The following is a 25,454-nucleotide window of genomic DNA, read 5'->3' on the forward strand; positions in this document are numbered from 1 at the left end:
GCCATGAGCCCCGACAAACCCAACCTGCACCCGCGCAACCGCCACCAGGGCCGTTACGACTTCCCGGCGTTAATACGCCAATGCCCTGAACTGGGCGAATTCGTGATCAGCAACCCCTATGGTAAGCCAAGCATCGATTTCGCCAACCCAGCGGCGGTGAAGGTATTCAACCGCGCCCTGCTCAAGGCCCTGTATGGCATCGCCTGGTGGGACATCCCCCCCGGTTACCTGTGCCCACCCGTACCGGGCCGGGCCGACTACCTGCACGGTTTGGCAGACCTGCTCGCCCGCCATAACGGCGGGAAAATCCCCCGTGGGGCGCAGGTGCGGGTGCTGGATGTGGGCGTCGGCGCCAACTGCATCTACCCGTTGCTGGGCCACGCCGATTACCGCTGGGCATTCGTCGGCAGCGACATCGACAGCGTGGCACTGGCCTCGGCGCGCACCCTGGCCCAGGCCAACGGCCTGGCAAAAACCATTGAACTGCGCCAACAGGGCAACCCCCGGCACATCCTCAATGGTGTGATCGGCGCCACTGAGCACTTCACCCTTACCCTTTGCAACCCGCCCTTTCATGCCTCAGCGGGCGAGGCCAGCCGCGGCAGCGAGCGCAAGTGGCGCAACCTTGGCAAGCTTGACCCCGCCCGCCCACTACCGGCGCTCAACTTCGGCGGCCAAAGCAACGAACTGTGGTGCGAAGGGGGGGAACTGGCCTTCATCAGCCAACTCATCGATGAGAGCGTGGGGTTTGCCAAGCACGTGCAATGGTTCAGCAGCCTGGTGTCAAAAGCGGCCAACCTGCCGCCCCTGAAGGCCCGCCTGCAACGGGCAGGTGCCCGCCATGTCGAGGTCGGCGAAATGGGCCAAGGGCAAAAGCGCAGCCGGTTCTTGGCGTGGAGCTTCGGCCCGGCCGGCATCTAGTGTGGTGTGTATAGCGCAGGCAATAAAAAACCGCGCCACCGCAGTGCGGGGCGCGGTTTTTGCGGTAAGCCCGCAGGCTTACTTATTGATAGCGTCGGTCAGCACCTTGGCCGGTACGAACTTTACGACCTTCTTGGCAGCGATTTCGATCGCAGCGCCGGTCGAAGGGTTGCGGCCAGTGCGCGCCGGGCGCTCGGTTATCTTCAGCTTGCCGATGCCTGGCAGGGTGATTTCGGAGCCATTTTCCAACTGATCCGCAACGATTTGGCCCACTTGCTCAAGCGCGCCCCTGACGGTGTTTTTCGGAGCGTCAATCGCTTCGGCGATGTCGGCGATCAATTGGTCTTTGGTCAATGCCATGTCGATGTTCCTTTATGTAATAAAACAAGTGGAGTGCAGAGCGCAACGCCAGCCGCGGGGCGGACTTACAATGCAAAGCCAAATACCTGGCCTACTGCCTCGATGGTCGGGCATATAGATACGCAAAACGGTATTTGGTTCGCGAGCGAGCACGCCTCTACAGGGCTATACGGCGCGGATTCCGGGGGTTGCCGACCCGCTCCGCTAGACCGGGCAAAGCTAGCACAGCGTGTGGCAAATATCCGCCTTTATTCCCATAAATATTAAATAAAATTGATCTCATGACCGAAAAACAGCCAAAACAGCAACTCCATGCGGCACAGTGGCCCGGCCCACGCAGCCGTTGCGTTAAACTCTTGCCCTTTTGACCTCGCCGAGAAAGCCATGCCGATTCGCCACTGCATCGTTCACCTGATCGACAAAAAGCCCGACGGTAGCCCGGCCGTGCTGCATGCCCGGGACAAAGAACTGGGCGAGTCGCAGGCAATCGAGCACCTGCTCGCAGACCTCAACGAAAGTTACAACGCCAAGCAAGGCAAAGCGTGGGGCCTGTTCCATGGCGAGTCGGGTGCCTATCCGTTCAGCGGCTGGCTCAAAGCGTACCTGGAGGATGAACAAGACTTTACGGCCTTTACCGTCGAGGCCGTTCAACACCTGCAAAAGTTGATGGAAGAGTCGAACCTTTCCGTCGGTGGCCACGTACTGTTTGCCCACTACCAGCAAGGCATGACCGACTACCTGGCCATCGCCCTGTTGCACCACAGCGAGGGGGTGGCGGTGAACGCAGAATTGGACGTGACGCCCTCACGCCATTTGGACCTGTCGCAATTGCACCTGGCGGCGCGCATCAACCTGTCCGAATGGCGCAACAACCTGCAGTCCAAACAGTACATCTCGTTCATCAAGGGCAAAAACGGTAAAAAAGTGTCGGATTACTTTCGCGATTTCATCGGCTGCCAGGAAGGCATCGACGGGCCCGGCGAAACCCGCACCCTACTCAAGGCGTTCAGCGATTACGTAGAAAGCGAGGACCTGCCCGAAGAAGCCGCACGGGAGAAAACCAACACTTTGGTTGCGTATGCCACCACGCAAAGCAAATTGGGCGAGCCCGTGACACTGGAAGAGCTCTCGGAATTAATTGACGAAGACCGCCCCCGCGCTTTCTACGAACATATCCGCAACAAAGACTATGGCTTGTCGCCGGAGATTCCCGCGGATAAACGTACCCTCAACCAATTCCGCCGCTTCACCGGCCGCGCCGAGGGGTTATCCATCAGCTTCGAAGCTCACTTGCTGGGCTCGAAGATCGAATACGACGAAGAGGCCGGCACACTGACCATCAAGGGCGTGCCGACCCAACTGGCAGACCAGCTCAAGCGCCGAAAGTAACCGGTCTGCGTACCTGGCCTGGATCACGCGCGGCCCACCGCGAACCCCAGCCGCGGAAAATGCACGTGCACCGTGCCAGCGCGCTCGTCCACACGCTTGATGATCACTTCATAGGTGCCACTGTACACCAGCTCGCCCAATACCGGCTCTACCCCATAGTCGGTGGCTGCAACCTGTACCTCCGCCCCGAGCTTAAGGCCATTGGGGTCTTCGTTCGCGCCTTCCGGCAAGGCCGCCGGGGCCGCTGCCTTGGCGATCTCGATGGCATCGGCACTGGCCAGCTCGCTCGGCGCACCGTGCCCAAAGCCCAACACCCGGCCGAGCCACGCCGCCGTTTCGGGGTAAGCATCCACCAGCGGCGCGGTGACCGGCGTACCCTTGAGGAACCATAAACAATGGGCCAAGGCGAAGTCGGCGTAGGTGGCGGCACCGAACAGATAATCGCCCTTGGCGTGGGCTATCTGATGTTCGAGGCGGCCCATCAACGCTGGCCATTCCTGGCGCACCTGCTCCAGGGCCTGGCGCTGGGCGATGCCTCCGCTGAACAGCTTGGCGCGGTCTGCCAGGAAGGCTTGGCGTTGTTCATCATTGAAACGGGCAAAGCGAACCGCTGCGGACTCCGGCTGGAACACCCATGCCACCGCGCGTGGAAAAACCACCTGGCCGGCCCAGGCGCCGAACGCACTGACCAGCGCATCGAGCGCGGCGGGAAACAGCGCTGGCAAGGCTTTTTCGGCATCGATGCGCCGGGCGATCAGGGCCGTATCGCAATAGATATCGGCCCCTACCTGCAGCACTGGTGTTTTGCGGTACCCCCCGGTCAACGCGGTGAGGTCAGGCTTGGGCATCATCGGCGGGATGGTGACCGAACGCCACGACAAGCCTTTGAAGCCGAGCATCAACCGGGCTTTTTCAGCATAGGGCGAGGCGGGGTAATGGTGGAGGATCAACTCATTCATCGGGGGCGGCACCTTTGTTATTGGGTAAGACCTACGCTGCGCTTGCCATAACGGCTTACCGCCACACCATCGCAGTAAACGTGGGATCTGCCAAGGGGCGCCGTTTGGCCGTTAGGGTACCGGCCTGTAAGCCGCGACCAACGCCTCCTTGGCCGCCTTGCGCAACCCCTTGATCAGCCGCTCGTGGCGCAAGGCCTCGGCCTTGCTCGGCCAGGCTTCTACATACACCAAGGCCACCGCTGGGCTGGAGGCGAAAAACCGCGCACCGCGCCCGCGCTGGTGGGCCACGAAGCGCCGTGCGGGGTTGTCGCTGATACCGCAGTACAACGCACCGTTGGCCGCCCGCACCAAGTACACGAACCACGGCCGTGGTGGCCCCACCAACTGCTCAGCCATGCCCCGCCTCCACCTGCAATACCTGCGCCCGGCCAGCGCCCAGGCCGCAAGCGATCGCCGCCAAACCGATACCACCGAATAACCAGCCCACCGCCTGCCAACCGCCGGTGAGGTCATGCACCAGGCCAACGGCCAATGGCCCCATGGCCGCCAGGGTATAGCCCACCCCCTGGGCCATGCTCGACAACGCCGCCGCCACGTGGGCATCGCCCGCGCGCAGCACGATCAGGCTCAACGCCACGGCGAACATCGCGCCCTGGCCCAACCCCAGCACCACCGCCCAGCCCCATAGGCCACTCAGTGGCGCATACAAGCAACCGAACAAGCCGGCCAGCGTCAACGACATCACCCACACCACCGCCAGGCGCTGGTCGCGCCCACGGGTGGCCAACCAGGGGGCGGCCAGCGCGCTGGGTAACTGCACGAGAATGGACCCGGAAGTGACCCAGCCCGCGCTTTCGGCGCTCAGCCCTCGTGCGATCAGCATCGACGGCAACCAGCCGAATACGATGTACGCCAGCGACGATTGCAAGCCCATGTACAACGTCACCTGCCAGGCCAGCGGCGCGCGCCACAGCCCGCGCACAGGGCGATGCGGGTGGCGCGCAGCGGCCCCGCCCTTGGCCTGCGGCCACCAGGCCAGCGCCGCCAGCAACGCCGGCACCATCCAAAAGCCCAGGCCAAAGCGCCAACTGCCGCCCAGTGCGTCGGCCAACGGCACGCTGGCGCCGGCAGCCAACGCGGCGCCCAGGCACAGCGCCATGGTATAGACGCCGGTCAGGGTGCCCGCGTGGCGCGGGAAGTCACGCTTGACGATACCTGGCAGCAACACACCGATGATGCCGATGCTGGCGCCACTGAGCAGGCTGCCGATGAACAAGCCGGCCGCCCCAAACTGGGTGCGCAGCGCAATACCTGCGCCCAGCGCGACCAACACCATGAGCACCACGCGTTCGGCGCCCAAGCGCCTCGCCAGCAGCGCCGCCAACGGCGCAAACACACCCAAGCAAAGCACCGGCAGCGTGGTCAGCAAGCCTGCGGCCGAGGCAGACAAGCCCACATCCGCAGACACCTGCCCAAGCAGGGGAGCCAAGCTGGACAACGCCGGGCGCAGGTTGAGCGCCACCAGCACCAACGCAACGAGCAATACCCATGGGCGCGTCGGCGGAGCATAAGGTTCGGGGGGGCGGCGGGCAGCCCGTGAATCGGCACCCTGGGTACAGGTGTTGGCAGGCATAAAAAAGTCTCGCATCGTCGTTATTATCAGTGGGCCGGGCGGTTGTCGATCAAGGCCCGGCACAACTGCGCGGCCAGCGCGGTGTGGCGGGCTTCGAGCGCGTCGACCATCTGCACATGCAGGTCGAACACCTCTTGCGGGCGTTGCTCAGGGGCCAGCACCCGGCGCAGCGACTCAGCCACCACCTGGCTGAAATAGCGATACAGCTGGCTGAGCATGGGATTATGGGCGGCATCCACCAGGCGTTGGTGAAACACCATGTCGCAGGCGATGTAACGCTCAAGGTCGTAATGGTAGTGGGCCCCGCTGTGCTCCAACGCCGTACGCAGCTCAGCCAAGTCTTGCTCGGTGCGGCGCTCGGCGGCCAGCATGATGGCTTCGACCTCAATGATGCGGCGCGTTTCCCGTGCGTGTTCGAGGGTACACCCCGACATCGCCTTGAGCGCATCGAACGGGTCGGCGCGCCCCCGCAGGTAGCTGCCGTCACCCTGGCGCACCTCCACCAAGCCGGTGAAGGCCAATATGCGCATGGCTTCGCGTACGGTATTGCGGCTGATGCCCAATTCCTGGGCAAGCTCAGGTTCCGTAGGCAGCCGCTCGCCCAGTTGCCACTGGCCCTGGCCGATGCGCTCGCGCAGTTGTTCCAGCGCTTGGTCGACCAAGGAGCGTTTAATCAAGGCCGCGGAAGGCATTTCGTCCAATCATCGGATGAATTTGCCCATAAGGGTAAGCCCGCCGGCAGCGGGTAGCAACCCGGTGCCGACGGGCCGGCAGGCCATCAGTGCAGGATCTGCCCCAAGAACAGTTGGGTACGTTCATTCTGCGGCCGGTCGAAGAAGTCGTCCGGCTTGGCCTGTTCAACGATCTCGCCTTTGTCCATGAAGATCACCCGGTCGGCCACGGTGCGGGCGAAGCCCATCTCGTGGGTCACACACAGCATGGTCATGCCGTCGTTGGCAAGGCCCACCATGGTGTCGAGCACCTCCTTGACCATCTCCGGGTCCAATGCCGAGGTGGGTTCGTCAAACAGCATGATCTTGGGTTTCATGCACAATGCACGGGCGATCGCCACCCGCTGCTGCTGGCCACCGGAGAGCTGGCCCGGGTATTTGTGGGCTTGCTCGGGAATGCGCACGCGCTGCAAGTAATGCATGGCGATTTCCTCGGCTTCCTTCTTCGGCATCTTGCGTACCCACATCGGTGCCAACGTGCAGTTTTGCAGAATGGTCAAATGCGGGAACAGGTTGAAGTGCTGGAACACCATGCCCACTTCACGGCGAACGTTTTCGATCTGCTTGAGGTCGTTGGTCAGCTCGGTGCCATCGACCACGATGCTGCCCTTCTGGTGCTCTTCGAGGCGGTTGATGCAGCGGATGGTGGTCGATTTGCCCGAGCCGGAGGGCCCGCACAGCACGATGCGCTCGCCCTGACGCACATTCAGGTTGATGTCCTTGAGCACATGGAACTGGCCGTACCATTTGTTCACCGCTTCCATGCGGATGATGCCATCGGCGCCAGGTTGCTTGATATCACTCATCGGGTCGACTCCTAACGCTTATGGCCAGTATCCAGCTTACGTTCCAGGTGCATGGAATAGCGGGACATACCGAAACAGAAAATCCAGAACACCAGGGCGGCGAACACGTAGCCCTCGGTGGCCATACCGAGCCATTTAGGGTCGGCGGACGCTTGCTTGACACTGTTGAGCAACTCGAACAGGCCAACGATGTAGACCAACGAGGTGTCTTTGAACAGCGCGATGAAGGTGTTCACCAGGCCCGGGATTACCAGCTTCAGCGCCTGTGGCAGCACCACCAGGAACATGCTGCGCCAGTACCCCAAGGCCATCGCCGCGGCGGCTTCATATTGGCCCTTCGGTATGGCCTGCATGCCACCGCGGACCACTTCGGCCACATAGGCGGACTCGAACAGAATGATGCCGATCAACGCCCGCAGCATTTTGTCGAAGCTCATGCCTTCGGGCAAAAACAGCGGCAGCATCACCGAGGCCATGAACAGCACGGTAATCAGCGGCACACCGCGCCAGAATTCGATGAAGGTCACGCAGACCACCCTCACCGCCGGCAACTTCGAGCGCCGGCCCAGGGCCAGCAGGATGCCCAGCGGCAACGCGCCGGCAATGCCCACCGTGGCGAGGATCAGGTTGAGCATCAGCCCACCCCACTGGGTGGTCGGCACGTGCTCCAGGCCCAGCATGCCGCCGCTCAGCAGGCAATACGCCAAGATCGGATAGAGCACCAGGAAAGCGATGCCGTACCTGAGCTTGTGGGTAAACCGCGCAACGAACAACGGCGCGGCACCGACCACCGCCAGCAGCACGGTCAGGTCCACGCGCCAGCGCAGTTCCGGTGGGTAGTAGCCGTACATGAATTGGCCGAAACGCTGCTCGATGAACAACCAGCAGGCACCCGACGGGGTACACTGCTCGCGGCTATCCCCCAGCCAGGTAGCCTGGAAAATCGCCCAACTCAGCAACGGCGGTACGATCAGCCAGATCAGGTACAGCGCCACCAGGGTAAGCAGCGTATTGGGCACACTTGAAAACAGGTTTGCCCGCAACCACGCGTAGACGCCCACGGTTGCTACCGGTGGCGGCAGGTCGGGTTTGAATTGATGGGTGGTCATGCTTGCATCCTCACCGCTCGATCAGCGCAATGCGCTTGTTGTAAGCGTTCATCAGCAGCGAAATGCTGACGCTGATCGCCAGGTACACCGTCATGGTGATAGCCATCACCTCGGGCGCCTGGCCCGTTTGGTTCAGTACGGTACCGGAGAACAGCGAAACCATTTCTGGGTAACCCACCGCGGCGGCCAGCGACGAGTTCTTCATCAGGTTCAGGTACTGGCTGGTCAGCGGCGGCACGATCACACGCATTGCCTGCGGGATGATCACCTTGCGCAGGGTGGGCCCGTTACGCAGGCCCAATGAGTGCGCAGCTTCGGTTTGGCCATGGCTGACCGAGCCAATACCCGAGCGCACGATTTCAGCAATGAACGCGGCGGTGTACACACTCAGCGACAGCACCACGGCCAGCAGCTCAGGGATCAACACCCAGCCGCCGACGAAGTTGAAGCCCCTGATCGCCGGTATTTCCCAGTGCACCGGGGCACCGAACAGCAGTGCCGCCAAAGCCGGCACTACGATCATGATCGCCAGGCCCGTCCAGAATTTATGGAACGGCTGGCCGGTTTGCTCAAAGCGCTTGGTGGCCCAACGCGCCATCAGCACCGTTGCCACGATCGCCACCACCACCGCCACCACGAACGGGCCGAAACCGGGTGCCAGCAACGCGGCGGGCATGTTCAGGCCACGGCTGCTGACGAAAAACATGTCGAGCATCCCGTGCGCCTGTCGCGGGCCTGGAAGGCTCAAGAAAATGGCGAAATACCAGAAGAGGATCTGCAATAACGGCGGGATGTTGCGGAACGTCTCGATGTAGACGGTCGCCACCTTGTTGATCAGCCAGTTTTTCGACAACCGCGCCACACCCAGGGTAAAGCCCAGAACCGTGGCTAGGATGATGCCGAGTACGCTGACCAGCAACGTATTGAGAATGCCGATCACCAGCACGCGCCAGTAGGTATCTGCCTCGGTGTAGTCGATCAGATGCTGGGCGATGCCGAAGCCGGCGGAATTGTTCAAGAACCCGAAGCCCGAGGTAATACCCCGATGCTGCTGGTTAACCTGCATGTTATGGAAAAGGTACCAGCCAAGGCCGATGACCACCACCACGGTGACAACCTGGAATACCCAGGCGCGTATGCGCGGATCGGTCAACCATGAGCCCTTGGGTGCGCCAGTATGGTTTTGCATGAAGTGCCCCAGTTAGAAACGTGCGAACAACGGGGTGAGCTTAAGCAACAAGGCAGGGCAGGCGCACTGCGAGTGCTTCCCTGCGCCTGCCTTGTCGCTTCAACTGATCACCCCGGCCCGAAGGGCAACCCCGGGGTTGCCCTTCGAACGGTCCATTAGCGCACGGGCGGTGCGTACTGAAGGCCACCCTGGTTCCACAGGGCGTTCTGGCCACGGGTGATTTTCAGCGTGGTACCCGCGCCAAGGTTGCGCTCGAACATTTCGCCGTAGTTACCCACTTGCTTGACGATCTGTACGATCCAGTCTTTGCGCAATTGCAGGTCTTTACCGAACTCGCCGTCGGTACCGAGCATACGGCGCACGTCCGGGTTGGTGCTGTTTTTGGCCATGTCCTCGACGTTTTTGGAGGTGACACCGGCCTCTTCGGCGTCGAGCATGGCGAACAGCGACCACTTCACGATGTTCAGCCACTCGTCGTCGCCTTTACGTACTACCGGGCCCAGCGGCTCCTTGGAGATGGTTTCCGGCAGCACTTCGTAATCACCGGGGTTAGCCAGCTTGGAACGCTGTGCGAACAGCTGCGACTTGTCGGAAGTCAGCACGTCGCAACGGCCGCTTTCCAGCGACTTGGCGCTTTCATCGGAGGTTTCGAACGTAATGGGCGTGTACTTCAGGCCATTGGCGCGGAAGTAATCGGACACGTTCAGCTCGGTGGTGGTACCGGCCTGGATGCAAATCGTGGCACCATCCAGCTCCTTGGCGCTCTTGACCCCCAGTTTTTTGCTGGCCAAGAAGCCCTGGCCGTCATAGTAGGTGACCCCGGCAAAGATCAAGCCCATGCCGGCGTCACGCGAGCTGGTCCACGTGGTGTTGCGCGACAGCACGTCGATTTCACCGGACTGCAGTGCGGTAAAGCGTTCCTTGGCGTTGAGCTGGCTGAACTTGACCTTGCTCGCATCACCAAATACCGCCGCGGCCACGGCGCGGCATACGTCTGCGTCGATACCAACGATCTTGCCGGAAGCGTCAGGTACCGAGAAGCCCGGCAAGCCATCGCTCACGCCACATTGCACGAAGCCCTTTTTGTTCACGGCGTCGAGGGTAGCCCCTGCCTGAGCGAAACCGCTGGCGCCGAACACGGCGGCGGTGGTCAGTACTGCCAGGGTGGATTTCAACATCTTCATTCAAACCTCCAATGGGCTCTTGTTGTGTCCGAGCTTGTATTTCGCCGCACCTTTGTGAGGCATATTCGACCCGTGCTGGCTTATTTTTGGGTCAAGCGACGTAACGAGCTTGAAGCGATCAGGAAAGGTGTGCGCCTTTCTACGTTTAAATCACTGTTCCCGTTGCGCCGTATGGCGCCCGCAGGCACGTTAACGCAGTGGCTATGGCGCGTCCACAATGCAAGCGTAACGGCTTATGGGCACCGCCCAGTCTCTACGGCGAGTGTTACCGGCAATCGAGGCGGGCCTGCTCCGCTTTGCCGTAGCAAAGGCCATACCAGGGCCGCCGTAAAAAGCCATTCGGTGCACGTCAAGCGTTAAAGTTGTACCCTTGCGACATCTTATTCAGTTATTTACACATCGCGCCCCGTTGCAATGCACTTTTTCGGTAACAGGCGCACCTTTATGGAGCACCCATGACCCCACCGTTGATTCTGGACCCCACCGGCCGCGCCGACGCGTGTGTCATCTGGTTGCATGGCTTAGGCGCCAGCCGCCACGATTTCGAGCCGGTTGCCAAACTGCTGCAGGAGCGTTTGCCCAGCACCCGTTTCGTGCTGCCCCAGGCGCCCACCCGCGCGGTGACCATCAACGGCAGCTACGAGATGCCGAGCTGGTACGACATCCTCGCCATGGCCCCGGCCCGCGCCATCGACCGCCCTCAATTGGAAGCCTCGGCGCACCAGGTGCTGACCTTGCTCGACGAGCAGCAGGCCCAGGGCATCACCCCACAGCGTTTGATACTGGCCGGTTTTTCCCAAGGCGGCGCCGTGGTACTGCATTGCGCTTACCTTGAGGCCGATCGCGCGCTCGGCGGGGTGATGGCGCTCTCTACTTACGCGCCAACCTTTGCCGACAGCATAGCGTTGTCTGACCAGCAGCGCCGGATTCCGGCACTGTGCATGCACGGCAGCGTCGATACCGTGGTTGCCCGCGACATGGGCCATAGCGCGTGGCAACGGCTGCAAGCCGCGGGGGTGGACGCACAGTGGCGCGAGTACCCGATGGACCACGAGGTGGTGATCGAGCAGATCCGAGACATTGCCGACTGGCTGCACGCGCGCTTGGGCTGACGCCACTGGTGCGGCCAGCACTACGCCGCGCCCGATTCTTGCATTACACTGCCCGGCGTACATTCCTTAATCAAATGATGAGAAGACCGTGCTCAAGGCACTCAAGAAAATGTTCGGCAGGGGCGAGGCTGAGCCACTCGCCACCGCACCTGCACCGGCCGCATCCGCTCAGCCATCCGCCCCGGCAGCCACGGCGGCCACCGAAGCCCCACCGCGGGCAATAGCTCCCAGCCCTGCCCCGGTGCCCGCCAAGGCCGAACGCCCCCGGCGCGAGCGTACCCCACGCGCGGCCAAGCCTACCCCACCCACCTGGAAGCCCGAAGACTTCGCCGTAGAACCGCAAGAAGGCAAAACCCGCTTCCATGACTTCGCCCTGGGCAACGAGCTGATGCAAGCCATCCACGCCTTGGGGTTTCCCTACTGCACGCCCATTCAAGCCCAGGTGCTCGGCCACACCCTGCGCGGCAAAGACGCCATTGGCCGTGCCCAAACGGGCACCGGCAAAACCGCGGCATTCCTGATCTCGATCATCAAGCAACTGCTGCAAACGCCGGCGCCCAAAGAGCGCTATATGGGCGAGCCGCGCGCGCTGATCATCGCGCCCACCCGCGAATTGGTGGTGCAGATCGCCAAGGATGCCGAGGCACTGACCCGCTTTGCACCGCTGAACGTAATGACCTTCGTCGGCGGCATGGATTTCGACAAACAGCTCAAGGCGCTGGAACGCCGTTATTGCGACATCCTGGTGGCCACCCCGGGGCGCCTGCTGGACTTCCACCAACGGGGCGAAGTGCACCTGGACATGGTCGAAGTACTGGTGCTCGACGAAGCGGACCGCATGCTCGACATGGGCTTCATCCCCCAGGTTCGGCAGATCATCCGGCAAACCCCGCCCAAGAGCGAACGCCAAACGTTGCTGTTCTCCGCCACCTTTACCGAAGACGTGATGAACCTGGCCCGGCAGTGGACGGTGGAACCGGCCGTGGTCGAGATCGAGCCAGAGCACGTGGCCAGCGAAACGGTGGAGCAACACGTGTACGCAGTGGCCGGCGCCGACAAATACAAATTGCTATATAACCTGGTCAACGATAACGGCTGGGAACGGGTGATGGTGTTCGCCAACCGCAAGGACGAAGTGCGCCGGGTCGAAGAGCGCCTGGTGCGCGATGGCGTGAATGCCGCGCAACTCAGTGGCGATGTACCCCAGCACAAACGCATCAAAACCCTTGAAGCGTTCCGCGAAGGCAAGGTCCGCGTGCTGGTGGCCACCGACGTCGCCGGCCGTGGCATCCACATCGACGGCATCAGCCACGTGATCAACTTTACCCTGCCCGAAGACCCAGACGACTACGTACACCGCATCGGCCGTACCGGCCGCGCCGGCAGCAGCGGGGTTTCGATCAGCTTTGCGGGCGAAGACGACGCCTACCAACTGCCGGCCATCGAAACCCTGCTGGGCCGCAAGATCGCTTGTGAAATGCCACCGGACGAGCTGTTAAGGCCGGTAGAGAAGAAACGCCAAGCCGTATAGCCGCACGTTGAGCGCTGCCAGCGTGCGGCCCATGCCGCATTAAACCAGCGTCGCCACCGCCAGCACCGCGTACCACAACACCGCCGCGCGCTGCAGCAATGCCCAGAGCGCATCTAGCCCGGCCACGGCTTCAGTGCTGGTTTGCAGGGGTTCAAGGTCGGCGGCGAGTTGGCCGGCGCGCCCGACCAGGGCTGCGGCACTGAGTGGCCAGTGCAGCAGTTCGTGCAGCAGGTAGCGAGTCACGGCCATGAAGTTCCCCACCAGCGCAAAGCTGCCCGCCAAAAGCCTGGCCGGCAGCCAATCCAGGGCGTGCAGCAATTGCCCGGCGCGCTCGCGCAGGCCGGGTTGCTCGGCGTGTTCGGCCACCAACGCCAACAGCCGATAGGCCAATGCGGCTACCGGCCCCAGCAAGCTGTACCAAAACACCACGCTGAAAAAACTGCCCAACGCCCGCCACAGCAGCCAACCCTGCACTTGCTGCGGCAACTCGTTGGGCTGCTGTGCGGTAACCGTCATGTCGCGCTCAGCCACGTGCAGCGCGGCGGTGTCGTCTTCGCGCCGCCAGGCGTCACGCAGTGGCCCCAGCGCCACTTTAGGGTCGCCACGGCCCAGGCTGTAGGCCAACACCAACAGGTGCAACGGCAGCGCCAGCAAGCCGTAAGCCACCGGCATCAATACCCAAAGCAGCAGGCCCAATACCACTGCCGGCACGCCCACCAGCACCAGCAGCAACAGCCATGGCTCACGGCCCAATAGCCGGTGCCCTTGCAACCGCCGTAGCTCGGAGAGAAACACGCCGTCGCGCTGCAGGCGTTGGCGCAGTGGGGAAAGCTTTTCTACCCAAACGATCACCAGCAAAACCAGAAAACTCATCGGCCCTCCTCCAATGCGGCCTGTAGCGCACGGCGATAGCGCGCCCAGTCGAAATACGGCCCCGGGTCGGTCTTACGGCCCGGGGCAATGTCGCTGTGCCCGGTGATGCGGGCCAGCGTGATCTGCGGGTAATGGGCCAACAGCTCAAGGCTGAGCGCCTGCAGGCAGGCATACTGCTGCGCCGTGAACGGCTCGTGGTCGGTGCCTTCCAGTTCGATACCCAGTGAAAAGTCGTTGCAGCCCTCGCGCCCTTCGAAGCTCGACGTACCGGCATGCCAGGCGCGGTGGTTGCAGCCCACGAACTGGACCAACGCACCGCTACGCTCGATCAAAAAATGCGCAGACACCCGCAGGTGCGCGATGCCTTCAAAATAGGGATGCTCACCCGGGTCGAGGGTATTGAGGAACAACTGCGCAGGTTTTCCCGTGCCGAATTGCCCCGGTGGCAAGCTGATGTTGTGGATCACCAGCAACGACACTTCGCCGCCCGGGCGCGCGTTGAAGTTCGGTGAGGGGCAATGCTGGGCACCGTCGCACCAGCCACTGCTCGGGTCGAGGCCGATAGGCGGCATGGAAGGTCCTTGGGTAAACGCCTGGGCGCCCAGTATGCCGTGTTGCGCCAGCGCTGTGGAGTGCGCGGTTAGGCTGACTTGAGCGACCGCAGCTTGCCGACCACCGCGTCGAGGGCACGGTCGAACAACAGGTTGTCGTCGAGCACCCGCAGGCTGCCATCGTGCACGGCCTGGGCCAACGCAGCGCGGGAGCGCTCCAGTACTTTCATGCCGGTGCGGTTAACGAAAATATACTTGCCCGTACTGGCAATCACCGTGGTGAGCTTGCAACGCAGCCGGTGCTCGGCGTCTTCCTGTAATTCGACCCAAGTGCCCGGGCGCATGGCGTCGACCATCGCCAGCGCCGGGTCATCCGCCGCCAGCACCGAGGTAGGCTCCGGCACGGCCTGCGGTTGCTGGCCCTCCAGCACGATTTCGCTGTCTATGCGCACCAGCAGCGTGTCGTCGTCCGGGGCCAACAGTGAACTGCTCGGCTGCGCAGCGCGCTGGATGGCTTGCACATGCAAGGTTTCGAGCTGGCTGAAAAATTCACTGGTGGCGAACGGGTCGAACGCTGAACTGGTCAGCCCCTCGCGCAGTGACTTGAGCAGGCCCGGCACCAGTTCGAGCAACCGCAGCCGCGCCTGGGGCTCGTTGTGCGGCTCGACGCTCCAAATCAGGTCGTCCATCGTTTCCAGGGCCAGCGCCCATTCCGCCGAGGCATCGCCGTGCTTGAGCCACGTCAGCAGCAATACCTTGCTCCAAGCCTCTTCGAGCAATCGCACCACCACCTGTGGCAGGGTTTTGCCGAGTAACCGGCGGTTGAGCTCGAACTGTACGTGCAAGCGCGCCAGCTCTGCCCGCGCACGCCCTTCCTCGGCGTCGCGGGTGCGCTGTTCGAGCAACTCGCTGCGGCGGCGTTCGTCGGCGGTAAACGCTAAAAAGTCTACCAATAGCTCAGAGAACAACGCCGGGTCATCGACGAAATCGTTGAGCAGGCGCTGCACGATCTGCTCGATGCGCCCATGCAGCGCGTCGCGCTGGTAGTCATCCCGGCTGCTCCAGCCCATCGCCGCCTGGGCGATCTCATTGAGCAAACGCCGCGCCGGGTGGCTGCCACGGCTGAAAAAGCTCTTGTCGACCACCGCGACCTTGAGCATCGGGATCTGCAACCGGCCGATCAACACTTTCAGCGAATCGGGAAGGTTACGGTCAGCGAGAATGAACTCGAACAACATCGCGACCAAGTTGATCACGTCTTCATCTACGTTGCCCACCACACGGGTGCGCCCGCTTTTCACACTCACCCGGGTCAGCAACTGCTCAAGTTGCTGGCGCAGGTCATAATCTTCGTAGGTCAGTGGCTGCGCCGGTACGTATTGCTGAAGGTGCGAGAGCAAGCGCATCAAGTCGCTGGTGGAAATAGGCTGGGCGTCGGCCAAGGTTTCGAGCTTCGGCGCCACGGTGCCGCGCAGCGCACGCAGCAGTTCCTGCAAGGCCGAGAATACCTCACGCACGCTTTGGTCCAGTGCGGCGGCCGCAGCATTCGCGCTGGGCGCCTGCTCCGGGGCCTGGGCTCCGGCCTCGGCCTCGGCATCGGCACTGCGCTTGCGCAACGGGCGGTCTTCGGCACGGCGGCTGGGGGCGGCCTTGAGTTCAGGTAAAATACCGGTCGCGATCAGCAACTGGTTGGCGTCGAAATACAAATGGTCGGTGTCGGTGAGTACGTACTTGTCGAACAGCTTGAGGATGATCAGCTTGACCTTGATCTCCACGCCTAGGTTTCGCCCGGCCTGGATGAAATAGTCGCACAGCATCGCCGGGCCCAACGGGTTGGTTTCGTCCGTGAGGGTGCGGGGTATCAAGGTATTCAGGCGTGTGGTGAGCTGTGTCAGGGCGAAGCCATCGCGAGCCAGCACCTTGCTGACCATTGCGTCCAGGGCCACCGTGCGTTCGAGTTCGTCGTTCGGCACCAGGGCCAATTTGTCGTAGGTCATCGGTGCAGAACGCGCCAGGCCCACGTCATATTGGCCGACCCGAACGAATTCCTCATAGAATTTTTCGAGAAACCCGCGCTCTATGTTCTTGCGCTTGAGTCGCAAATCACGCATGGCTTCGAAGAAAATATTCTGCTCCGCATTACTATGCGCCTTGTCGGCCATCTCGAAGAGCGTGTCGTCGGCGTTGTCGAACAGCGCCTGTAACCCATCTTTGAGTTGCTGCGCCGCTTTATCGCGCACTTGCAGCACCACGACCGGCAAACGAGCTAGCGATGCATTGCTGGCCTGTTGGGCCGCAGCATTTAAAGGCACCACTTTGCCGTCGGTTGGCATGCTCGACTCCTTGTTCGACAGGTCATGACAGGTATGAATGTAAGGTTTAGCACGCCCTATTGCCGGACACTGTACCCGGCCGATCCCTTTGAGCAGAGAAATGGGCTTTTGTTTCATGACCCATGAAAAAACGTCAATGCCATGTCGCCAAACCGCAGGCGCTGTGACCCGGCAAGGCGCGGAGGCTTATCGGGGCAGCGGGTAGACTTTAGCAAGGTGATAGACATTCAAAAATATGTTTTGCTCAAACAACCCGACCAAATGCACAGCGCACGATTGCCAAGCCATGCCGAAGGTTCGCGCAACGGGATCACTGCCTTATAATCCGCTGCACATTTTGTTGGAGCCTGTTATGCCGAACCTGCGCTTGGCCGACCTTACCGCCGAAATCGACGCCAATGTACGCCGCGCGTTACTCGAAGACGTAGGCAGTGGTGATATCACCGCACAGTTGATTCCCGCCGAGCGCTTGGCCACGGCCACGGTGATCACCCGCGAAGCGTGCGTGGTCGCGGGCACCGCCTGGGTAGACGCAGTGTTTCGCCAGGTCGACCCACGCGTCGCGGTGCACTGGCACGTGACCGATGGCGAGCGCGCCCAGCCCAACCAGGCATTGTTTCATCTCGAAGGCCCGGCGCGCTCGCTGCTCACCGGCGAACGCAGCGCGCTGAACTTTCTGCAATTGCTCAGCGCCGTGGCCACCCAAGCGGGCGACCTGGCGGATACGGTGGCCCACACCCAGGTGAAGTTGCTCGACACCCGCAAAACCCTGCCAGGGCTGCGCCTGGCGCAAAAGTACGCGGTAACCTGTGGCGGTTGCCACAACCACCGTATCGGCTTGTACGACGCATTCCTGATAAAAGAAAACCACATCGCGGCCTGCGGCGGCATTGAAGCGGCCATTGCCGCGGCGCGGCGCATCGCCCCGGGCAAGCCAGTGGAAGTCGAAGTCGAATCGCTGGCCGAACTCGACCAAGCCTTGCAGGGGGGCGCCGATATCATCATGCTCGACGAACTGAGCCTGGCCGACCTGCGCGAAGCGGTACGGCGCACGGCGGGGCGGGCGCGCCTGGAAGCCAGCGGCGGGATCGACCACGCCAGCTTACCGGTGATCGCCGAAACCGGCGTCGATTACATTTCGATCGGCGCCATGACCAAGAATGTAAAAGCCATCGACCTGTCGATGCGCTTGGCGCTATAACCGGGGGGCGAACCACCCGGGCGTTTTCACCATTCAAACCACAAGGGTGCTATGGACATCGGGCCACGACTGAAGAGGGTGCGCGAACGCCACCAGTTATCCCAGCGCGAGCTGGCCAGAAGAAGCGGCGTGACCAACGCCACCATTTCGTTGATCGAACAGAACCGTGTGAGCCCTTCGGTCAGCTCGCTGAAAAAACTGCTTGAGGGCATCCCGATGTCGCTGGCGGACTTCTTCGCCACCGATGAAACACCGGCGCAAAACCCCTACATTTACCGCTCTGGCAACCAGCCAGACCTCGGCCGGCGCGGCCTGCGCCTGTTGCTGGTGGGCGCCACCGTGAAAGACCGGCACATGCGCATGCTGCGCGAACTCTACGCGCCCGGCGCCGACAGCGGCGAGCCCATCGTGCACCCGGAAGGCGAGGAATGCGGGCTGGTCACCCGTGGCACCATCGAACTCACCATCAACGGCGAGGTGAGCATCCTGCAGGCGGGCGACGGCTATTACTTCCCCACCACATTGCCGCACAGCTTCAAGAACATCGGCCAGGACGAGGCCGAGATCGTCAGCGCCAACACCCCGGCGAATTTCTAAACGCCTGTACAGGCCAGCCATGGCTTGGCGGCGAGCCGCGCATCGCGCTGGCTAGGGGGTGGCGGTCACGTTAGGATACGCGCCTTCTTTTATACGGACATTCCCATGCCCCTGACCATCCGCCCCGCCCACGCCGACGACGCGCCACGCATTTATGCCTTTATCAAGGAGCTGGCAATTTACGAGCGGGCTGAGCACGAAGTGGTGGCCAACCTCGACGACGTCCGCCACAGCCTGTTCGCGGCCGGGGCACCCTCCCGGGCGTTGATGTGCGAACGCGCCGGCCAGCCGATCGGCTATGCGGTGTACTTCTACAGCTATTCCACCTGGCTCGGCCGCAACGGCATCTACCTCGAAGACCTGTACATCACCCCCGAACAACGCGGCAGCGGTGCCGGCCGCGCCCTGCTGCAGCACATCGCCCGCGAAGCGGTCGCTGGCGGCTGCGGGCGCCTGGAATGGAGCGTGCTGGACTGGAACGAGCCGGCCATCGGCTTCTACCGCAAGATCGGCGCCCTACCCCAGGATGAATGGGTGCGCTACCGGCTGGATGGGCAGGCGCTGCGTGATTTTGCGCAGGGGTGAGGGTATGCCATCGAAAACCCCGTTAATGGCGGTACATGCCGGTACGAAGCGTTACTGGAAGAGCCCGCCGACGCGAGTGCCTTCCGGCGGGTTACTGGCAAAAGCCGCCCTTATGATGTGAGCCGGTACCGCCAACGGGGTGCGTGCCCTTGGGGCAGGCCTGGGCGGATACAGCGGCGACCGACAACAGGCTTACCCAGCACACGATGATAGCTTTCTTCATGACCTGCTCCGAGGCTGTGGATTCAACACCCTGTTATCGGTTGCATCGGCAGCAGCTAAAGGGGGCAGCCGTCGGGCGGTATCAAGAACTGCTGAAGCTGGCTCAGGAAGCGCCGCTTGCGGATACCACAATTGCGCTGGGCGGCTGACCCGTAGCAGTGCCGCCCGTCGCGAAAGTATCGTAGACCAATCTGCGCGATAGCGTTGCCCGCCTCACCGCCGCTGATGAATCCACCGCGTCAGCGGAACACCCCAGCACCTTGCTTCCCATGATCCTGCCGAACAAACGGCAGACAATCCCACGGGAAGTTCGCCCGGCGTGTGCGTGGCGAAGGTGATCATTGCCCGCTCTCCCGAGCGTCAAATTGCAGGGCGTACCACAGCGCATCAATGATCGCTTTGGCGCTTTCGGCAGCGTGAAGTGCGAGCCAGGCGTGCTGCCCATCAAATTCGATTGTGCCCATCGCCGCGTCCTCGATGCTGCCCGCGATGACTTTCAGCAGGGCGGATACCTTCTCCAGCGCCTGTTCGGCATCAATGCCATCGGTCACTTTGAACAGATTCAGCCGTTTATCAACTGGGCCGACTGGGCAGAAGTCGTTTTCGGTGGTGACCAAGCGCGTGCTCATTGGCCACCCGCCTTGGCCAGCAGGGCCTCGGTCAACTCCGCGTAAGCAGTCGCGCTGGCGGTGCCCAAGTGGGGAGTTTCGCGGACCTTCTCGATGGGCATCTTCGAGTTCGCCATCGAGGCGAAGGCCACGGCGTGTGGGCGGGCCATTTGGTCGTTGTAGCGGGTAAGGAGAACGGAACGGCTGCTGTTCGCTCGCAGGGCTGCCAATGCCATACGGCGGTGGGTGAGTTTGCGAACTTTGGGCGCGAAGATGCGGGTCATGGGTATAGCTCCTTGATTTGGGGAGCTGCCACGATTCGCCGCTAAACGAATAGGGTGGCAGCCATGTGCGCGGGTTAGCGGACAGGGAATCAAGGAAACCTGCAGACCCGAAGGCCTCCCACACACACAGCCGCCATAACACGAGACTGCAGACGCAAAAAAAGCGCTCGCAGTCGTGGTCTGGGCGCTGTTGCGCCTTGATTTGCCCGGGCCGCTAAACCCGTTGTCAGCAATGTGACGGGTGAACAATACCGAGCATCGCGATGGCCTGCAACCGCTGGTTTCGGCCGCCTAGGGCGATTCATTGGTGCCATCATGCGGTGGCACTCCTGAAAGCATTTGGCCGTGAAGCGCTACCAATACACCGCCAGCCAACGCGGCCTTGCGTTCGGAGAACGTATTTGCCCTGGTCCACCAGCAGCACGTCGCGAAGCTCCAACAGCGATACCAGATCGCGTTCGGCCTTGGTCAATTGGTCCTGGTCCCAGCCGGCTAACGTGCTGGTCGGCGCTGGGTGGGGAGGCGGGCAATACGCTTTCTACAGTACAAAACGACATAGACCCGGTCGGAACCCGTATGCCTGGGGGCTTTGAGGCGTACTGAGGAGTTAAATGAGGTTTGCTGCGCAGGGTGATGGTGCCGGAGACAGGAATAGAACCTAAACACTCAAAGCCTTACGATAAGATGATTACTCCAATCTCTATAAAATTAAAGGTACTCAATGAGGTACTCAAGCCTAAAGTGGTGAGGTCAGGGGTTTGCAGCGTGGCGGCTTTGAATTCCACTAAGACGCAGTATAAGCCGTGCCCCTGCGACCACACCAGGCAGTTGTTCGATTGGGCGATCCAGACTCGTCGACCAGCGCCCAAGTCTAGTAAGATTGGGTATCGTGCTACCGACGTCAGCGGATGCACGCACTGCGGGCATGAACTTGTTCATTTAAGGTAGTTTTTGAACGCCCCCCGTTTACTTAACATCTCACATGGAAGGCTGGAAGAATTGGCGAAGGTTCCGGAAAACCCCACAGAAAACTCAGAAATTGGCGACGTAAGGATCATCGGTGGAAAACCCTACCGCACTGGGTTCCTGAACGCTTTTTGGGGTAACGCCGACTTCAAGGACCCCCGAGTATTGCTCCGCGCCAAAAGGGAAAATATTCTTTTTAGCTCGCGGAGCCTCCATCACTACACGTCGCTTGCTGGCCTTAAGGGTATCATTGAAGAGAATGGTTTTTGGGCCTCAGACAACCGATTCATGAACGACACGGAAGAAAGCTTGAATGGAAGTAGGCTGGCAGGCCACATCTTACAATATAAAGCGAGACGCACCAGTGATGCTGCTTTTGCGAATGTACTCCTTGCGGTCGATGAGCTGCTCGCCTCGCCAAGGCAGGATGGTCATTTAGTCACCTGCTTCTCAACCGTTCGGGATGATCTTGGGCAATGGCGTGGTTATGGTGCGGGCGGTGTATGTATATGCTTGGGCGAGGTTACCGGTAGAGAAGCCCCGCTGTTTTTCGGGCCCGATCATATGCCATTCCAAGCGATCTACGATGAAATACCAAAGCGCGTGCTTTTGCTATCAGTGCTGAGAGGCTTTGAACGTGAGTACTCTGTTGATCGCCGCGCAATGGGCACTGCATGGCCATGTGATCATGACAAAGATTACATTGAGCAAATTCACTCGAAGATCTCTGGCTCCATACTTGGCTTCAAAGATCGCGCCTTTAAAAACGAATCCGAGGCTCGGATCGTCCTCTCATATCAACAAGCTAAACGTTATGAAGGTGGCTTAAAATTTCGCGTTAGCCCACTCGGAATCATTCCCTACCTCCGCACCGGCGACCATCTTGCTGTGAAGAAGCACGGGGGTCTGCTACCGCTGCGCGAAATTATTATCGGGCCTACACCACATCAAGAGCTAGTAGCAAAAAGCGTGGAAACTTTTCTTAGACATGCAGGCTATACGTCCACCAATGTCAGCCTATCCAAAGTTCCGTACAGAACGCCTTGACCGCACTGATTTCAACGTGGGCCCTCGGACTAGTCGAACCGACTCACTGGATCTAGCCGTCCATAACTCGCCGGATAATAGCGGCGCTTCGAAAATGGACTGGCCCCTACAAAATCGGACACCGACACCCCGTTAACTTGATGCCGTTTTCATCCGCCTGAATTCTCTGGGAGAACGGTATTTTTTAGTGCGCTGTGTGGATGCTGCTCATTGTAGTGCTCGAAGGCAATTGCCAAGTTCCGTAATGCCGTTTCACGGTTCGGTCGTGGCATGCGCGCCACGTAATCGCGTTTGATGGTCTTCACGAAGCTCTCCGCCATACCATTGCTGTGTGGGCTGCAAACTGGCGTAGTCACAGGCTGCAAGCCGATCTGTTATGCGAAGAACCGGGTCTGCTTTGCGGTATATGCCGAACCATTGTCAGTTAGCCACTGCACTGGCGTGTTGGGCAATTGATCGCCAAATCGCTTCTCCACGCTCTCCAGCATCAGATCACGAACATCATCGCCACTGTAGCCCGTCGAGCTGGCAACCCACCCAATCGCCTCTCTGTCGCAGCAGTCCAGGGCAAAGCTCACGCTTAACTTCGCGCCGTCGTCGCAGCGGAATTCAAAACCATCTGAACACCATCGGGTGCTGCTGGTAGCAACAGCGACTCGCCCCTCGTGTTTGCGGGCAACCCCCGGCTGTTTAGCTCGACGAGCGAGCAGTAGCTGATGATCGCGCATCACGCGATATACCCGCTTTACATTGACCGCCGGAAGCATCAGGAGCTCTCGCGAACGACGCAACAAGCCCCACATCCGGCGATAACCGTAGGTGAGCAAATCGCCGAGATGTTCACGAATCTCGGGCACCAACTCCACATCGTCCAGTAGTCGCTTGCAACGAACGTGTGGTTGCGTGACCTGCTTGAGCCGAACAGTTAATTGAATGCGCGGCACACCGAGACTTCGCTGACCAGCTTCACTGGTCGTCCCCCGGCAACAAGGGTGAGTGCGCAATCCATTTTCGCGAGCGAGCAATCTCCACTGCTTCTTTAAGCACTTCGGCTTCCATGGTCTTCTTGCCGAGCATTCGCTGAAGCTCGCGAATCTGCTTGAGTGCGTCGTTGAGCTCAGAAGCCGTAACTACAGCCTCGCCGGCACTGCCCGCCGACAAGCTGCCTCCCTGGTAGATCTTGCGCCACAGAAAAAGCTGGTTGGCATTGATGCCGTTAAACCGAGCGACTACCGAGACGCTTTGCCCCGGCTCCAGGCTCTCGCGAACCATGGCCAGTTTCTGCTCTAGGCTCCAGCGCCGCCGGCGCTCATGGCCAAGCAGTTTCCCGCCACCCTTATTGTTGCTGTTAGTCATAAACATAACCGTTTGCCTACCCCTTATCCTAAGGGGGAGACGGTGTCCTGTCTTTCAAGGGGCTCGTTCAGCGGTCACGTGGGAGTCTTGCAGATACCGCATCGTGGGGCGAGACGTGCGGGGCGAAGCAAGAGCGGTACCGCTGATACCGTGAGCATGGACAATGCGAAGGCTTTTTGCTTATTTCCCCTTAAATGGGTTGCGACTACGCGGCCGGCGCTGGGCTCCTGAGACATCTCGGGGGCCCTTCACTTTTTTGCTCGGTTGATGAGCTGCGGCTCTGACCCGGCCTCGGGCCCAGAGAGCTATGAATGCCCCTGTTGTGCCGGCCGATCAATCTCCTTGATCCCCCCGCCCCATGGCCTTTGAGCGCGTCCCGTTCCGCGGCGGTTGCGCACACCTTGAGGGCTTCAAGGGTCGATTGGAACAAAAACCCGCCAAGTGCCACTGGGTTTCGCGCCCGTCGCGAAAGTATCGTAGATCAATCTGCGCGATAGCGTTGCCCGCCTCACCGCCGCTGATGAATCCACCGCGTCAGCGGTACACCCCAGCACCTTGCTTCCCATGATCCTGCCGAACAAACGGCAGACAATCCCACGGGAAGCTCGCCCGGCGTGTGCGTGGCGAAGGTGATCATTGCCCGCTCTCCCGAGCGTCAAATTGCAGGGCGTACCACAGCGCATCAATGATCGCTTTGGCGCTTTCGGCAGCGTGAAGTGCGAGCCAGGCGTGCTGCCCATCAAATTCGATTGTGCCCATCGCCGCGTCCTCGATGCTGCCCGCGATGACTTTCAGCAGGGCGGATACCTTCTCCAGCGCCTGTTCGGCATCAATGCCATCGGTCACTTTGAACAGATTCAGCCGTTTATCAACTGGGCCGACTGGGCAGAAGTCGTTTTCGGTGGTGACCAAGCGCGTGCTCATTGGCCACCCGCCTTGGCCAGCAGGGCTTCGATCAGCTCCGCGTAAGCAGTCGCGCTGGCGGTGCCCAAGTGGGGAGTTTCGCGGACCTTCTCGATGGGCATCTTCGAGTTCGCCATCGAGGCGAAGGCCACGGCGTGTGGGCGGGCCATTTGGTCGTTGTAGCGGGTAAGGAGAACGGAACGGCTGCTGTTCGCTCGCAGGGCTGCCAATGCCATACGGCGGTGGGTGAGTTTGCGAACTTTGGGCGCGAAGATGCGGGTCATGGGTATAGCTCCTTGATTTGGGGAGCTGCCACGATTCGCCGCTAAACGAATAGGGTGGCAGCCATGTGCGCGGGTTAGCGGACAGGGAATCAAGGAAACCTGCAGACCCGAAGGCCTCCCACACACACAGCCGCCATAACACGAGACTGCAGACGCAAAAAAAGCGCTCGCAGTCGTGGTCTGGGCGCTGTTGCGCCTTGATTTGCCCGGGCCGCTAAACCCGTTGTCAGCAATGTGACGGGTGAACAATACCGAGCATCGCGATGGCCTGCAACCGCTGGTTTCGGCCGCCTAGGGCGATTCATTGGTGCCATCATGCGGTGGCACTCCTGAAAGCATTTGGCCGTGAAGCGCTACCAATACGCCGCCAGCCAACGCGGCCTTGCGTTCGGAGAACGTATTTTGCCCTGGTCCACCAGCAGCACGTCGCGAAGCTCCAATGCCGATACCAGATCGCGTTCGGCCTTGGTCAATTGGTCCTGGTCCCAGCCGGCTAATCTGCTGGTCGGCGCTGGGTTGATGAGGCGGGCAATACGCTTTCTGCGATACAAAAAGACATAGACCCGGTCGGAGCCTGTATGCCTGGACCTTTGAGGTGTACTGACGAATTAAATGAGGTTTGCTGCGGAGGGGGTGATGGTGCCGGAGACAGGAATCGAACCTGCGACCTTCGCGTTACGAGTGCGCTGCTCTACCGACTGAGCTACACCGGCGTTTTCG

The 25,454-nt window shown here is 61.0% G+C and carries 25 protein-coding genes, 1 tRNA gene and 1 pseudogene; 8 read left to right on the forward strand and 19 right to left on the reverse strand.

Features of this window, described 5'->3' with window-relative positions:
• Nucleotides 1–3: 3 nt before the first annotated feature.
• Nucleotides 4–921, forward strand: a complete 918-nt coding sequence (rlmF, locus tag HAQ05_RS04020; protein WP_190417654.1) for a 23S rRNA (adenine(1618)-N(6))-methyltransferase RlmF — start codon at nt 4–6, stop codon at nt 919–921.
• Nucleotides 922–999: 78 nt separating this feature from the next.
• On the opposite strand, the gene HAQ05_RS04025 is transcribed toward rlmF, so the two are convergent.
• Nucleotides 1,000–1,281, reverse strand: coding sequence for an HU family DNA-binding protein (locus HAQ05_RS04025; protein WP_190417656.1), 282 nt, complete (start codon nt 1,279–1,281; stop codon nt 1,000–1,002).
• Nucleotides 1,282–1,665: 384 nt separating this feature from the next.
• Between HAQ05_RS04025 and yejK the strand changes: the two genes are divergently transcribed.
• Complete coding sequence (gene yejK, locus HAQ05_RS04030; protein ID WP_190417658.1) at nt 1,666–2,670, forward strand: nucleoid-associated protein YejK; 1,005 nt, start codon at nt 1,666–1,668, stop codon at nt 2,668–2,670.
• 23 nt (nt 2,671–2,693) lie between these two features.
• Here yejK and HAQ05_RS04035 read toward each other — a convergent pair whose 3' ends face one another.
• The 8 genes from HAQ05_RS04035 to HAQ05_RS04070 all read right to left on the reverse strand — a co-directional run bounded on the left by HAQ05_RS04035 (nt 2,694) and on the right by HAQ05_RS04070 (nt 10,281).
• Entirely contained in the window at nt 2,694–3,629 is a 936-nt protein-coding gene (locus tag HAQ05_RS04035) for a glutathione S-transferase family protein (protein WP_190417660.1), read from the reverse strand.
• Between the two features lie 111 nt (nt 3,630–3,740).
• Nucleotides 3,741–4,025 (reverse strand): GIY-YIG nuclease family protein, encoded by a 285-nt coding sequence (locus HAQ05_RS04040; protein ID WP_190417662.1) that lies wholly within the window; start codon nt 4,023–4,025, stop codon nt 3,741–3,743.
• Nucleotides 4,018–5,262 (reverse strand): CynX/NimT family MFS transporter, encoded by a 1,245-nt coding sequence (locus HAQ05_RS04045; RefSeq protein WP_238936454.1) that lies wholly within the window; start codon nt 5,260–5,262, stop codon nt 4,018–4,020. The genes HAQ05_RS04040 and HAQ05_RS04045 overlap by 8 nt, the downstream gene beginning before the upstream one ends.
• 26 nt (nt 5,263–5,288) lie before the next feature.
• Nucleotides 5,289–5,954, reverse strand: a complete 666-nt coding sequence (locus HAQ05_RS04050; protein ID WP_190417666.1) for a FadR/GntR family transcriptional regulator — start codon at nt 5,952–5,954, stop codon at nt 5,289–5,291.
• A gap of 86 nt (nt 5,955–6,040) precedes the next feature.
• Nucleotides 6,041–6,799, reverse strand: coding sequence for an amino acid ABC transporter ATP-binding protein (locus HAQ05_RS04055; RefSeq protein WP_190417668.1), 759 nt, complete (start codon nt 6,797–6,799; stop codon nt 6,041–6,043).
• Nucleotides 6,800–6,810: 11 nt separating this feature from the next.
• The gene (locus tag HAQ05_RS04060; RefSeq protein ID WP_190417670.1) at nt 6,811–7,908 is read right to left on the reverse strand and encodes an amino acid ABC transporter permease; all 1,098 of its coding nucleotides are present in this window, start codon (nt 7,906–7,908) and stop codon (nt 6,811–6,813) included.
• 10 nt (nt 7,909–7,918) lie between these two features.
• Nucleotides 7,919–9,097, reverse strand: a complete 1,179-nt coding sequence (locus tag HAQ05_RS04065; RefSeq protein ID WP_190417672.1) for an amino acid ABC transporter permease — start codon at nt 9,095–9,097, stop codon at nt 7,919–7,921.
• A 155-nt stretch (nt 9,098–9,252) separates the two neighbouring features.
• On the reverse strand, nt 9,253–10,281 hold the full coding sequence (locus tag HAQ05_RS04070; protein ID WP_190417674.1) for an amino acid ABC transporter substrate-binding protein: 1,029 nt from the start codon (nt 10,279–10,281) through the stop codon (nt 9,253–9,255).
• Between the two features lie 455 nt (nt 10,282–10,736).
• Between HAQ05_RS04070 and HAQ05_RS04075 the strand changes: the two genes are divergently transcribed.
• Together HAQ05_RS04075 and rhlB are read left to right on the forward strand one after the other, a co-directional pair.
• On the forward strand, nt 10,737–11,393 hold the full coding sequence (locus HAQ05_RS04075; RefSeq protein ID WP_190417676.1) for an alpha/beta hydrolase: 657 nt from the start codon (nt 10,737–10,739) through the stop codon (nt 11,391–11,393).
• Between the two features lie 88 nt (nt 11,394–11,481).
• Entirely contained in the window at nt 11,482–12,924 is a 1,443-nt protein-coding gene (rhlB, locus tag HAQ05_RS04080) for an ATP-dependent RNA helicase RhlB (protein WP_190417678.1), read from the forward strand.
• 39 nt (nt 12,925–12,963) lie between these two features.
• Here rhlB and ampE read toward each other — a convergent pair whose 3' ends face one another.
• From ampE to HAQ05_RS04095, 3 genes are all read right to left on the reverse strand, one after another.
• Entirely contained in the window at nt 12,964–13,797 is an 834-nt protein-coding gene (gene ampE / locus HAQ05_RS04085) for a regulatory signaling modulator protein AmpE (protein WP_190417680.1), read from the reverse strand.
• A complete protein-coding gene (ampD, locus tag HAQ05_RS04090) occupies nt 13,794–14,360 on the reverse strand; it encodes a 1,6-anhydro-N-acetylmuramyl-L-alanine amidase AmpD (protein WP_190417907.1) in 567 nt (188 codons plus the stop codon). Before ampD ends, ampE begins: the two co-directional genes overlap by 4 nt.
• Before the next feature lie 77 nt (nt 14,361–14,437).
• The gene (locus HAQ05_RS04095; RefSeq protein ID WP_190417682.1) at nt 14,438–16,681 is read right to left on the reverse strand and encodes a DUF1631 domain-containing protein; all 2,244 of its coding nucleotides are present in this window, start codon (nt 16,679–16,681) and stop codon (nt 14,438–14,440) included.
• 352 nt (nt 16,682–17,033) lie between these two features.
• On the opposite strand from HAQ05_RS04095, the gene nadC reads away from it, so the two are divergent.
• The 3 genes from nadC (at nt 17,034) to HAQ05_RS04110 (ending at nt 19,064) form a co-directional block, all read left to right on the forward strand.
• On the forward strand, nt 17,034–17,882 hold the full coding sequence (gene nadC, locus HAQ05_RS04100) for a carboxylating nicotinate-nucleotide diphosphorylase (RefSeq protein WP_190417684.1): 849 nt from the start codon (nt 17,034–17,036) through the stop codon (nt 17,880–17,882).
• 51 nt (nt 17,883–17,933) lie between these two features.
• A complete protein-coding gene (locus HAQ05_RS04105) occupies nt 17,934–18,479 on the forward strand; it encodes a cupin domain-containing protein (RefSeq protein ID WP_190417685.1) in 546 nt (181 codons plus the stop codon).
• A 105-nt stretch (nt 18,480–18,584) separates the two neighbouring features.
• Nucleotides 18,585–19,064 (forward strand): GNAT family N-acetyltransferase, encoded by a 480-nt coding sequence (locus tag HAQ05_RS04110; RefSeq protein WP_190417687.1) that lies wholly within the window; start codon nt 18,585–18,587, stop codon nt 19,062–19,064.
• Nucleotides 19,065–19,155: 91 nt separating this feature from the next.
• Here HAQ05_RS04110 and HAQ05_RS29040 read toward each other — a convergent pair whose 3' ends face one another.
• The 3 genes from HAQ05_RS29040 to HAQ05_RS04120 all read right to left on the reverse strand — a co-directional run bounded on the left by HAQ05_RS29040 (nt 19,156) and on the right by HAQ05_RS04120 (nt 20,178).
• A complete protein-coding gene (locus HAQ05_RS29040) occupies nt 19,156–19,287 on the reverse strand; it encodes a hypothetical protein (RefSeq protein WP_274601971.1) in 132 nt (43 codons plus the stop codon).
• A 337-nt stretch (nt 19,288–19,624) separates the two neighbouring features.
• Nucleotides 19,625–19,915, reverse strand: a complete 291-nt coding sequence (locus tag HAQ05_RS04115; protein ID WP_190417689.1) for a DUF3077 domain-containing protein — start codon at nt 19,913–19,915, stop codon at nt 19,625–19,627.
• On the reverse strand, nt 19,912–20,178 hold the full coding sequence (locus HAQ05_RS04120; RefSeq protein ID WP_190417916.1) for a hypothetical protein: 267 nt from the start codon (nt 20,176–20,178) through the stop codon (nt 19,912–19,914). The genes HAQ05_RS04115 and HAQ05_RS04120 overlap by 4 nt, the downstream gene beginning before the upstream one ends.
• A gap of 951 nt (nt 20,179–21,129) precedes the next feature.
• Here HAQ05_RS04120 and HAQ05_RS04125 point away from each other — a divergent pair.
• A complete protein-coding gene (locus tag HAQ05_RS04125; protein WP_190417691.1) occupies nt 21,130–22,191 on the forward strand; it encodes a hypothetical protein in 1,062 nt (353 codons plus the stop codon).
• A 132-nt stretch (nt 22,192–22,323) separates the two neighbouring features.
• On the opposite strand, the pseudogene HAQ05_RS04130 reads toward HAQ05_RS04125, so the two are convergent.
• The 4 genes and pseudogenes from HAQ05_RS04130 to HAQ05_RS04145 all read right to left on the reverse strand — a co-directional run bounded on the left by HAQ05_RS04130 (nt 22,324) and on the right by HAQ05_RS04145 (nt 25,447).
• Nucleotides 22,324–23,547, reverse strand: a pseudogene (locus tag HAQ05_RS04130) (IS3 family transposase).
• 633 nt (nt 23,548–24,180) lie between these two features.
• Nucleotides 24,181–24,471: a DUF3077 domain-containing protein gene (locus HAQ05_RS04135; protein ID WP_190417689.1), complete on the reverse strand. Its 291-nt coding sequence runs from the start codon at nt 24,469–24,471 to the stop codon at nt 24,181–24,183.
• Nucleotides 24,468–24,734, reverse strand: a complete 267-nt coding sequence (locus HAQ05_RS04140) for a hypothetical protein (RefSeq protein WP_190417918.1) — start codon at nt 24,732–24,734, stop codon at nt 24,468–24,470. The genes HAQ05_RS04135 and HAQ05_RS04140 overlap by 4 nt, the downstream gene beginning before the upstream one ends.
• A 637-nt stretch (nt 24,735–25,371) precedes the next feature.
• A tRNA-Thr gene (locus HAQ05_RS04145) sits at nt 25,372–25,447 on the reverse strand.
• Nucleotides 25,448–25,454: the final 7 nt, after the last annotated feature.

Origin of the sequence: Pseudomonas typographi, assembly GCF_014694385.1 — a bacterium.
GTDB lineage: Bacteria > Pseudomonadota > Gammaproteobacteria > Pseudomonadales > Pseudomonadaceae > Aquipseudomonas > Aquipseudomonas typographi.